Genomic DNA, 11493 nt, shown 5'->3' on the forward strand with positions numbered 1-11493 from the left:
ATGTTACGTAACCGGACTGCCGAGGAGTAGGTGCGCAAGACGAGCCCGCCAGGGCTTGGTGCGAGTAGCCGGAGGCTTGAGCCTCCGGCGGCGGCCGGGGGTTGATGGTGGGGCGTTGCCCGGCGGTCCCCTCCGCCGGAGGCTCAAGCCTCCGGCTATTCTGACGAAGCCCTCCGGGCTTTTTTGGAGGGGGGCGTTGGGGTCCGGCCACGCCCCCATGTTACGTAACCGGACTGCCGAGGATAGGTGCGCAAGACGAGCCCGCCAGGGCTTCGTGCGAGTAGCCGGAGGCTTGAGCCTCCGGCGGCGGCCGGGGGTTGATGGTGGGGCGTTGCCCGGCGGTCCCACCCTGGTGTACATCGACCTGAACATGGTCCGGGCAGGGGTCGTCGGCCATCCGGCGCGGTGGGAGGTGGCGGGCTACCACGACATCCAGCGGCCGCGATTCAGGGCGTTCCGAACTGCTCGCGGTACGGGGCGAGGCGCTCGGTGATGCCCCATTCGCCCGCCCAGTGATTGAGGAACGTCCAGTCGAGCGGGTCACCTGCAGCCCGTCGGGCCTCGAAGATGCTGTCGACGTCATCCAGGTCGCGCCGGCGCTGGGCGAGCAGCTTGTAGACGATCGACGCTTCGGGGGATGCCAGGCGCACGGTCAGGCCAAGCACCTGTGCGTTACGCGCGGTGGCGACCACGGCGTTCTCGAAGTCGGTCTTGGCAACGAAGACGTCGACACGGATGCTCGGATCACCCTGTGTATGGAAGACTCCGACATCCGCCAGTTCGTCGGTCCGTTCGGCGGGGCCGATCTGCTTGGTGAAAGCGATCTCTCGCCGTCCCAGGGCATCGACCAGGCGCGCCCAGCCGTTCGCCGCGACAACTACCAAATCGATGTCCGTGGTCGCGCGCACGCGGCCCCAAGCCAGAACCGGGAGCGCGCCGATGAAGGCATGCGGCAACCCGGCCTCCGCAAGGGCCTCGACCACCTGGTGGAAGGTTTCGTTGAGATCGCGCCGCACCGGACTCGTCATCGTGTCGCGGGGCGCCGGCGCCACAGCTGAATCGGCGGCACTTCGTCCGGACGCGTCAGGTCGCCGCCGAACGCCAGGGCGAAATCGCTCAGCTCGAGGCCGATCTCGACGTTCTTTCCCGGCAGGCGTGCAGCACAGGCGCGGAGGGAGTCGCGGTTGAGCTCCGCTTCCGCTTCCGCAATGCGGTCGAAGTGCGCGCGATCACGAGCGGACACCATGCATCATCACGATAGCCCAAAGGCCGCGGGCTGCCTAGCGACGGCACTGTAGAGGTCGCCGAACTCATTGCCGTCCGGCGGATAGCCGGCACAAACGCCCTGTTTGCCATAATCCCCATTCTCGGACGTTGCCCGCCATCCCCATAACTCCGCTCTTAAGGGACGGTTTTCTTGCGAAAGGACGCCGCCCATTGTGTGTGCAGGCCCCTGTGCGATGTGGCTCGCCGTCGCATGAAGGCCTTTCGGGGGTTCGGTTTCCTGTCTTCGAATCGTTCCCCGGGGCAACGCCCGGGTCAAGGAACGACAGCCGCGTGCACGACAGCCGACATCTCGATGAAGACCTAAGATCTCCGCCCCTTCGAGGCTCAGCGCTTCTTCGAACGGCCACGGGTCGTTGCGGCGCCGGCCTCGTCGATCTCGCGCCAGAGTGCATCGAGATCGAGCGCCAGGCCGGGACAACCCGGGATGCGGCGTGTGCCTGCGCTCGCGGCCAGGGCCACACTGTAGCGCCGGCTGCGACCAAGCTCCAGAATCTCCAACCCCCGCACCTGCGGGTCGACGATCCAGTAGTACCTGATACCGGCACCGCCGTAGTCGGCGAGCTTATCGATCCGATCCCGGCGCACGTCGCGGGCCCGCGCGGTGACGACCTCGACTACCAGATGCGGCGCCACCGTAATCAGGCGGTCGTTCAATCCGGGCTGACGGCTGCGGAGATAAACCGAGACATCCGGCTTGCGGCCTCTTCTGGAACCGACCGCGATCTTCGCTTCCGAGCCGACGACGAATCCGCGCCGGGTCCGCGCCCACCGCCGGAGGTTGTCGATCAACCAGGCCACGACCAGCTCGTGCAGGTAGGTCGGCATCTCCTCTTCCTCGAGTACCCCATCGACCAACTCGCCCTCGACCTCCTCGTCGAGGGCCGCCCACTCCTCGAGGCTCATCGGCCCGACCACCTCGGCTGCACCTGCGGACCTCGCCATGCGCCCACGCTAGCACGCTCGCTCCGGCGAATGAACCTCCAGCCGCCGTAACGCCCCACCTGCGCACGGCGGGAAGCCCCCGGTTTCCGGGCGGGACGCAAGCGCCTCTCACCGTCCTCCCGGATCGCCGGCAGCGAAGGCGAGTGCGGCGGCCGTCATTAACACCTCGGCACGACTGGTGACCATCGTCGTACGCGCACGCGCGAGACCGCGCTCCGCGTCGAGCAAATCGACGATGGTCGCCAGGCCGTTGCGGTAGCCGATCAGCGCCGCGTCGTAAGCGTCCTGCGAGGCACGCAAGAACGCCTCGGCGAACTCGTACTGCAGAAACGCCGCCTGCACGTCGGCGTAGGCCTTCCAGACATCGCGCAGGACGCTCAGTTGCAGCTCCGACAACGAGGCCGCCGCCGCCCCGCGCTCGGCCTCCGCCTCGAGCACCCGGTTGCGCCGCACGAAGCCCTCGAACAGCCCCCACGAAAACCGCACCAGCCCGGCGTACACCGGCTCCGCATAACGGAAATGCGCGGGGATGTCCTGCGGGCTGTACTCGCCGGCCATCCCGCCGACCCCGCCGGCCAACTCGATTCGCGGCATGAACTGCGCCTGCGCCCGGCGCACCTCCGCGGCACGGGCCCGCAAGTCGGCAAGACTCGCCGCGAGATCCGGACGTTGCATCAGCGCCCGATCGATTACCGCCTCGACGGAATCGGCCAGCCGCGGCGGCAAAGGCAACTCCGACAGCTCCCGCACTTGCAGCGGCGCCGTGGGCGAGATGCCGAGGACTTCCGCCAGCGTCGCCTGCGCATCGGCCGCCAACTGTTCCGCCGCTTGCACCTCGTATGCGGCACGCGCTTTCTCCTGACGGGCCAACAGCATCTCGGTGCTGGTCGCCAGCCCGCGGTCGAGCCGCGCGACCGCCTCGGCTTCCACCGCGGCGGCTGCCGTCAGCGTCGCCTCCGCCGCGTCCACCTGCGCCTGCGCCGCATCGTAAGCGTACAGCGCACGCTGCACGTCGTAGGCAACCTGCTGGTGAACGCGATTGAACTGCAGGTTGGCGCCGAGGAGCTGCTGCAACGCCCGGTCGTAGTCCGCGGCGCGCCGGCCGAAGTCGATCAGCACCCAGGACAACTCGAGGCCGGGGGTCACCTGGGCCCCGGTGGTGAACACCGGCCCGGTCCCGGCCAGGTTCTCCTGCTGGACGTAACCGGCGGCAGCCAGCAGGGTGAGCATGGGCAGGTATGCCCCCCCGGCCACCCCGAGCCGAGCTGCCGCGCTCCGTGCACGCTCCCACGAGAGGCGGGTCTGCGGGTTGATGCGCAGGGCAAGATCGATCAGCCCCGGCACGTCGTAGGCGACATCCGGATCGGGGCCGGCGACCACGCCCGGGAACTCCGCCGCCGCCCGGCGCGTCGCGTCGACTCCGCCGGGCGGGTACGCCGGACCGCTGCCGTCCCACGGGCGCGTCGGCCCCGGCGGCGCATTCGGCAGCGGATCGGTCGCGACGCGCGTGCCGATCGGCGCGCACGCGGAGAACGCCAGCGCGGCAACGACGACCGGGAGACGGCCCGCAAACCGGTTGCCGGATGGGCGGCGGTCAGGCCGCGGCGCCGGCCCCACCTGCCGCCTCACCGCCCCACCACCGCCGTAGTCTGCAGCTCCGGATGATCGCCCGTTCCCGGCGGGTAGCGCGGGAAATCCTCGTCGTTGCCGCGCCCCGGGGTGCCGCTGGGCTCTACCGCCCAACCGCCGCCGAGGGCGCGATACAACTGCACGACGGCCACGAGCTGATCGCGTTCGGTCTGCGCCAGAGCGTTCTCCGCCGGGAAAAGCTGCTGCTGCGCTTCCAGCACCTCGTAGTACGTCGCCAGACCGCCCACGTACCGCAAGGTCGCCAGGCGTACCGACTCGCGCAGCGCCTGCACCGCCAGCTCCTGCTGAACGCGCACGCCGACCAGCTTATCCTGGTCGACCAGCGCGTTCGCCACTTCGGCCAGGGCCTGCACGACCGCCTGCCGGTAAGTCTCCAGCGCCTGCTCCCACTGTTGCTCGGCTCCCTTGTAGCCGTAGTAGAGCGCGCCGCCCTGAAAGAGCGGCCCGGCCAGCGTCCCGCCGAACGTCCACACGTTACCGGCGCCCTTGAAGACCGCTTCGAGTTCGCTGCTGGCGCCCCCATACAACGCGGTCAGCCCGAGCCTGGGAAAGAAGTTCGCAACCGCCACGCCGACGCCGGCGTTGGCGGCGACGATTCCCTGTTCGGCGCGGCGGATGTCGGGGCGCCGCCGCAACAGTTCCGCGGGCAGCCCCGGCGGCGTCTGCGGCGGCATGCGCGCCGCCGCCAGGGTAACGCCACGAACGATCGAGCCCGGCGGCCGGCCGAGCAGCACGCTGAGCCGGTTTTCCTGAATGGCGATCAGGCGCTCGACATTCGGGATCGCGGCCGCCGCACTCGCCAGGGCCGCCTGCGCCCGGGTCATTGCCAACTTCGAGGTGTAACCGCCTTCGAACTGGCGGGCGAACAGTTGCAGGGTGTCCGTGAAACTCTGCGTCGTGCGTCTCGCGATTTCCAGCTCGGTGTCGAGTTCCAGCAACGTCAGATATGCCTCGGCCACGTCGGCAACCAGGGTCAGCACCACGCCCCGCCGAACCTCCTCGGCCGCGAACAACTCCGCCACGGACGCCTCGGTGGCGCGCCGTACCCGCCCCCAGATGTCGATCTCCCAGGCCAGATTGAAGGCGCCCAGAAACGAGTTGAAGGTTCTTGCCGTATCGCTCCCGTTAAGCGAGCTGAGATTCAGACTGTTGCGCGACGCCCCACCCTGGTAGCCGAGTTGGGGGGCCAGCGGCGCCCGCGTCACCCCCACCTGCGCACGCGCCTGTTCGACCCGCGCCGCCGCCGCAGCCAGGTCGTAGTTCTGCTGCAACGCCTCGCGCACCAGGTCCTGCAGCACCGGGTCGTCGAAGACCTGCCACCAGGGCAGATCGGCAAACGACTCCGGCTCGGCGGCGGTCTCCGTCGCGCCCCGATACGCCGCCGGCGTCGCCAGCTCGGGCGGCGTGTAGTTCGGGCCGACGGCACAGCCGGCAACCGCCACAGCCGTCACGATAACCGCCAGCACCCGCGTCATGACCCCTGTCCTCCCCCGCCGGTCACTGGCGGCGCCGCCGGCGGTTTCTCGCCGCGCAGCCGCTCGACGACGTAGAACGAGACCGGAACGATGAAGATCGCAATCAGCGACGCCGCCAGCATACCGCCGATGACCGCCGTCCCGAGGATCTTCCGCGATTCCGCCCCCGATCCGGAAGCGGTGACCAGCGGCACCACGCCGAGAATGAAGGCGAACGCCGTCATGAGGATCGGCCGCAGCCGCAGGCGCGCCGCCGCGAGCGCCGCATCCACCACCGACTTGCCGCCCTCGTACTCGTCCTTGGCGAACTCGACGATGAGAATGGCGTTCTTGGCCGCCAGGCCGATCAGCATCACGAGGCCGATCTGCGCGTACACGTCGTTGTCGAAGCCGCGCAACCACAGGCCGGCGTACGCCCCGAAGACGGCGATCGGCACGCCGAGCAAGACACTGAACGGCAACGACCAGCTCTCGTACTGCGCCGCCAGGATCAGGAACACCATGAGCAGCGAGAACCCGAAGATCACGCTCGGCGGCACACCCTGCGCCGCCACCTGCTCCTGGAACGACATGCCCATGTAGTCGAAACCCATTTCGACCGGTTGCGTCTCCGCAAACACCTGCTCCAGCGCCGCCATCACCTGACCCGAGCTGTATCCCGGCGCGGCCACGGCGTTGATCTGCGCGGTGTTGTAACCGTTGAAGTGCATCAGGAACTCGGGGCCGTTGATCTTCTGGATGTCGACGAGGGCCGACAAGGGCACCTGCTCCTTCTTGTTGTTCAGCACATAGAAGCGTCCGACGTTTTCGGCGGTGGTCCGCGCCGGTCCGTCGGCCTGCACGTACACCTGCCAGACGAACCCGAACAGGTTGAAGTAGTTAACGAACGTGCCGCCCATGAAGGTCTGCAACGTCTTGTACACCGAACTCAGATCGACACCCTGCGTGAGGACCTTGTCGGTATCGACCTTCGCGTACATCTGCGGCGTGTCGGGGATAAAGGTCGTGAACACCGAGGCGAACTCCGGCCGTTTGCGCGCCGCGGCCATGAACGTGGCAGTGTTCTCCGCGAGGAACTTGACCCCCGTGCCGCTGCGGTCCTCGAGCATGAACGTCGCCCCGCCCGAAGTTCCCACCCCTGGGATCGCCGGCGGCGCGAAGGCGAACGCCTGCGCCTCGGGCAACATGTAGAGCTTCTGGTTGAGCTCGCGCATGATCGCCGCGGCCGTGCGTCCCTCCTTGTCGCGCTCCTCCCACGGCGTCAGCGTGACGAAGTAAAAGGCGCTGTAGGTCGTGTTCACGCCGCTCAGCAAACTGAAGCCGGCAATCGTGTTGTACGTCTGCACCCCCGCGGTCTCCTTGAGCAGCGCCTCGATCTGCCGGCATACCCCGTCGGTCCGCTGCAGCGACGCCGCGTTGGGAAGCTGCACGTTCATGTAGAAGTACCCCTGGTCTTCCTCCGGCAGGAAGCTCCCGGGCAAACGCGAGCCCAGCAACACGGCCACCACGGCGATGCCGGCGAGCGCCAGCATCGACACCGCCGATCCGCGAATCAGTTTATGGCACCAGTTCACGTAGCCGTCGGTGGCACGCGCGAACACGCGGTTGAACCAGCGGAAGAAAGCGCCCAACGGACCGCGAGTCTCCTTCCGCGGCCGCAGCAGCAACGCCGCGAGGGCGGGGCTCAACGACAGCGCGTTGAACGCCGAGATGACCACCGACACCGCGATCGTCACCGCGAACTGCTGATACAACCTGCCGGTGATGCCGGGGATGAAGGCCGTGGGCACGAACACGGCGACAAGGATCAACGCGATCGCCATCACCGGCGCCGACACCTGCGACATGGCCTTGAAAGCCGCGTCGCGCGGCGACAGGCCATGTTCGATGTGGTGCTCGACTGCCTCGACCACCACGATGGCGTCGTCGACCACCAGGCCGATCGCCAGCACGAGGCCGAACAGGGACAGCGTGTTGATCGAAAATCCGAAGAACGGAAAGATCATGAACGTGCCGACCAGCGACACCGGCACGGCCAGCAGCGGAATCAGCGTCGCACGGAAACCCTGCAGGAAGACAAACACCACGATGATGACGAGGACCAGCGCCTCGAACAGCGTCTTGACGATCTCGCGAATACCCTCGGTCACCGCCAGCGTGGTATCGAGCGAGACGACGTAATCGAGGTCCTCGGGAAAGCGCTTCCTGGCTTCCTCCATCAGCGCCTTCGCCTGGTTCATGGTGTCAATCGCGTTGGAGTCGGGGAGCTGATAGATCGCGACGATCGCCGCCGGCGCGCCGTTGAGGCGCCCGATCATCGAGTACGTCTGCGCACCCAGCTCGATGCGGGCAACGTCGCGCATCCGCACCACGGAGCCGTCGGGGTTAGCACGCACGACGACATTGCCGAACTCCTCGACGCTGGCCAGCCGGCCCTGCGCCCGCACCGTGTACGTGAACTGCTGCCCCGGCGGCACCGGCTCGCCGCCGATCTGACCGGCGGGGTTGACCGTGTTCTGGCTTTTCAGTGCTTCGAGGATCTCGGTCACCGTGATCCCGAGCTTCGCCAGCACGTCGGGGTCGACCCAGAAGCGCATCGCGTAGTTGCCGGCGCCGAAGATCAGCACCTGGCCGATACCGGGCACACGCGCCATCGGGTTGTTGATATTGATGAAGGCGTAGTTGGTCAGAAAGAGCGCATCGTAAGTGCCCTTCGGCGAGTACAGGGAAAACAGCGCCAGCGGGCTGGTCGCCGAGGGCTTGATGTTGATCCCGTACTGCTGCACGTCCATCGGCAACTGCGAGGCCGCCTGCTGGTAGCGCATCTGCACGAGGATCTGGTCGGTGTTGACGTCGGTGGTGACGTCGAAATCGACCTTGAGGGTCATCTGCCCGTTACTGGCGTTGTACGAGTACATGTAGATCATGCCGTCGACGCCTTGCATCTGCTGCTCGATCGGCGTGGCGACGGAGTCCGCCAGAGTGACGGCGTCGGCACCGACGTAGGTGGCCGTCAACTGGATCTCGGGTGGCGCGATGTTCGGGAACTGGGCCACCGGCAGGGCGACCATGGCCACGATCCCGACGATCACCATGATGATCGAGATCACCATGGACACGATGGGCCGATTGATGAAGAAGTTCGACATGCGCGCAGCCCCGCGTCGCCTCAGAACGGCATCGGTGTCGCCGTCGGGCCGGGAGTCGGCACCGCGAACGGTTTCGGGCTGACCTTGACGCCGCCGCGCACTTTCTGCACGCCTTCGACGATCACCCGCTCGCCCGCCTTCACGCCGGAGGCGATCGCCCAGTAGAAACCGTCGCGTGGGCCGGTGACCACGTTGCGCATCTCGACCGTGTTGTCGGGCAGCACGACGGCAACCTGGGTGGCGCCCTGCACGTCGGCGACGGCCGCCTGCGGCACGACCAACGCTTTCGGCAGCACCTCCAGTTGCGCCCGCACCTTGGCGTAACCGCCGGGCCGCAGGACGTTGCGCGGATTGGGGAACAGCCCCTCGATGGTCAGCGTACCCGTGCGCGGGTCGACCTCGCGCCCCACCACGTACACCTTGCCGGAGCTGGGATAAGTGGTGCCGTCGGCGAGGATCAAGCGCAGATCGTCGCGGCGAGCTTCTTCGTTCGTGTCACCCGCGGCCCGCGCGCGCGCTAACCGGAGGTACTCCTGCTCGGCGATCGGGAATCTTACCTTGATCGGATCGAGCTGCGAGACGGTGGTCATCACCGTCGACAGATCCACCAGATCGCCCACCTGCGCCTGCGCGATGCCCGCGACACCGTCGATCAACGACGTAACCTTGGTCCAATCGAGGTTCAGCCGCGCCTGATCGACGGCAGCCTTCGCGGCGTCGACCGTCGCCTGACTGGCCTGCGTCGCCTGAATCGCATTGTCGAGTTCTTGCTGGCTGACCGCGCCCTCCCGGGCCAGCGGTGTGTAGCGCGCAACGTCGAGCTGGTTCTTCTTCAAGATCGCCAGATTCTGGGCCAGATTCGCCCGGGCTTGTTCGAACTGCGCCTGAAACTCGCGCGGATCGATCTGGAAGAGCGCCTGGTTCGCCTTTACGACGTCGCCCTCGTGGTAAAGCTTGGCGAGGAGATAACCCTTCACCTGCGGCCGGATGTCGGCATTGATGAACCCGGTCATCACGCCGATCCACTCGCCGTAAACCGGCACTTCCTTCTGCACGACCTCCGTAACCAGCACCTCGGGCGGCGGCGGAGCGGTCGGTTTGTCGCCCCGGCCGCAGGCGGTCCCCAGCAGACTCACGGCAAGCAGCGAACCGACGACTTCGACGAGTCTCCGGGATAAATCGCCACGCTGCTGCCACGCTGTGCGCCGCCTCATGAGCACCTCCTACCGTCGTGAATCTATGGGGCGCCTTATGCCCTAAACGCCACGGGCAAATCCACCGAGACCGCAATCGGTCTCGGACCGGCAGCGGGACGGCGGTAAGGATGCCGGCAAGGGGTCGGGGGTGTCCGGGCGTTAGCTACTGTCGGCAGCGCAAGCGCCGAATCGCGGCACAACCTGCGCACCCGGCCGCCCGGCACTTCGTCAGCTCGGCGGCCTGCTGCCTCACTTCCACCGCGCCACCAGGCGGGCGCGGCGCACCACCGCGAAACGGGCGACCACGCCTTCGCGCTGGTCATCCGCGTTGATGCTAACAAGATCCACCAGCCCGCCGTAGCGCACGTCGCCGCCGACCAGAGCCCGCAACTTCAGGTCGCGCATGACCTGATAGCCGTCGAAGTGGGTCCACTGCTGTTGCCGGCCCCACTGCCGCTCCGGACCCAGGCGCGCGTAAAGATCCAGCGGGATGCAGACGACGCGAAACTCGAGCGGATCGAGGCCGAGCCGCTCGCGCAGCAGGTCGGGTCCGTGACGCAACAGCGCGTCCTCGATTTCCATCCGCGACAGGCCGCGGCGCTGAGGCAGGTGCAACGCCGTGAGGAGTTCCGAGGTCGCAGGGGCTTCGGCGTCCTCGGGGAAGTCTTCGAAGAGAACCGCTTCCTTACAGATCGGCGGCAAGTACCGGGCACCGCCGGAGTTGATGTAGGGATGCCGCATGAAGAGTTCGACGAACTCCTGGAGAGCGCCCGCGATGGCGGCCGGCAGCTTGCGCTCCTGAATCGCCTCCCGCAGGCGCATACTGCCGTCCATTTGCGTTCGCGCATCGCTGAAGGTCGGGCTGTAGGCGTTCTGGTACATGAAGTCGACGATCGGCCCGACATCTTCGCGGGCTGGAGGAAGCGTATGCGCCGCCAGACCGAGCGCAGCGGCACGCTGCACCGCGTCGCCGGGAAAGGGAGCGCCGAGGTCGACCGGGCAACGGTGTCGCACCTGAACGGTCGCCGCACCGGCGTGGCCCGCGGCCGTCTCACCGCCGCCGCCGCGCAGTTCGAGCATCTCGTCGGCGAGCTGCTGGAGGCGATCCACGGCCCCGCTTTCGATCGCCCACAGCGCCTCGCGCTCGATCTGGGCAGGATCGCGCGCCGCCTCGGTCTTCCTGGCCGCGGCGGCAACGATGTCGAGGCCGGAGAAGTAGTCGCAGCGGCCCCGGTAGAAGGCGGCCAGTGCGGCATCGCCCCGTTCGAGGGCCTTCAACGTGCTCACGACGTCGTCGCGAATGTCGCCGGCGCTGCGGCCTTCCCTGATGAGCACCGTCTCGTACCCGGGAGAAAACGGGTCGATGGGCACGCTGCACGCCGCGGCGGACAGCAGGTCGCCGAATTCGACCTCTGCCCGCCGCGCCTCGATGGAGTGACGCAGCGACTCGATGCGCGCCGACAGCTCCTTCACGCGCGCCCAGTCCTGTTCTTGCAGCGCCTGCCGGTTCTGCCGCAGGAGCAGATCGCAGTCGGCCTGACGCTGCTTCAGTGTGCGGTACTCTTCGGCGGGGAGGTACTCCTGCATGAGATGGAAGGCGCGGCGGATGTAAACGTCGCGATAGACGCAATCGACGCCACCCGCCCCCAGGAGTTGTCTTCCGACCCCGAGCGGGGTGTCGGAGTTGGTCTCGGACTTGCGCCTGGTGGCCATGCTCACCTCCCGTGCGGCTAAGTACTCCGGTTCATTAATTCGGCAGCGTATTCCGTTCGCCCCGAGTAGCACCATCTTTCC

The 11493-nt window shown here is 67.4% G+C and carries 8 protein-coding genes and 1 pseudogene; 1 reads left to right on the forward strand and 8 read right to left on the reverse strand.

Translation table 11 applies throughout. The features are described 5' to 3' along the window. Nucleotides 1-349 precede the first annotated feature (349 nt). Nucleotides 350-451, forward strand: a pseudogene (locus L6Q96_22195) (transposase). Here L6Q96_22195 and L6Q96_22200 read toward each other — a convergent pair. The 8 genes from L6Q96_22200 to L6Q96_22235 all read right to left on the reverse strand — a co-directional run bounded on the left by L6Q96_22200 (nt 447) and on the right by L6Q96_22235 (nt 11412). After that, entirely contained in the window at nt 447-1016 is a 570-nt protein-coding gene (locus L6Q96_22200) for a nucleotidyltransferase (GenBank protein ID MCK6557261.1), read from the reverse strand. The pseudogene L6Q96_22195 and the gene L6Q96_22200 overlap by 5 nt on opposite strands. Nucleotides 1017-1024: 8 nt before the next feature. Continuing rightward, the gene (locus L6Q96_22205; protein ID MCK6557262.1) at nt 1025-1246 is read right to left on the reverse strand and encodes a hypothetical protein; all 222 of its coding nucleotides are present in this window, start codon (nt 1244-1246) and stop codon (nt 1025-1027) included. Nucleotides 1247-1611: 365 nt separating this feature from the next. Next, complete coding sequence (locus tag L6Q96_22210; GenBank protein ID MCK6557263.1) at nt 1612-2190, reverse strand: Uma2 family endonuclease; 579 nt, start codon at nt 2188-2190, stop codon at nt 1612-1614. A 147-nt stretch (nt 2191-2337) separates the two neighbouring features. Continuing rightward, on the reverse strand, nt 2338-3858 hold the full coding sequence (locus L6Q96_22215) for a TolC family protein (protein MCK6557264.1): 1521 nt from the start codon (nt 3856-3858) through the stop codon (nt 2338-2340). Then, the gene (locus tag L6Q96_22220; GenBank protein MCK6557265.1) at nt 3855-5354 is read right to left on the reverse strand and encodes an efflux transporter outer membrane subunit; all 1500 of its coding nucleotides are present in this window, start codon (nt 5352-5354) and stop codon (nt 3855-3857) included. Before L6Q96_22220 ends, L6Q96_22215 begins: the two co-directional genes overlap by 4 nt. Continuing rightward, complete coding sequence (locus L6Q96_22225) at nt 5351-8503, reverse strand: multidrug efflux RND transporter permease subunit (protein MCK6557266.1); 3153 nt, start codon at nt 8501-8503, stop codon at nt 5351-5353. Before L6Q96_22225 ends, L6Q96_22220 begins: the two co-directional genes overlap by 4 nt. 20 nt (nt 8504-8523) lie before the next feature. Continuing rightward, complete coding sequence (locus L6Q96_22230; protein ID MCK6557267.1) at nt 8524-9717, reverse strand: efflux RND transporter periplasmic adaptor subunit; 1194 nt, start codon at nt 9715-9717, stop codon at nt 8524-8526. A gap of 231 nt (nt 9718-9948) precedes the next feature. Continuing rightward, a complete protein-coding gene (locus L6Q96_22235; GenBank protein ID MCK6557268.1) occupies nt 9949-11412 on the reverse strand; it encodes a hypothetical protein in 1464 nt (487 codons plus the stop codon). Nucleotides 11413-11493 lie beyond the last annotated feature (81 nt).

Source organism: Candidatus Binatia bacterium (assembly GCA_023150935.1).
Taxonomy (GTDB): Bacteria; Desulfobacterota; Binatia; order HRBIN30; family HRBIN30; genus JAKLJW01.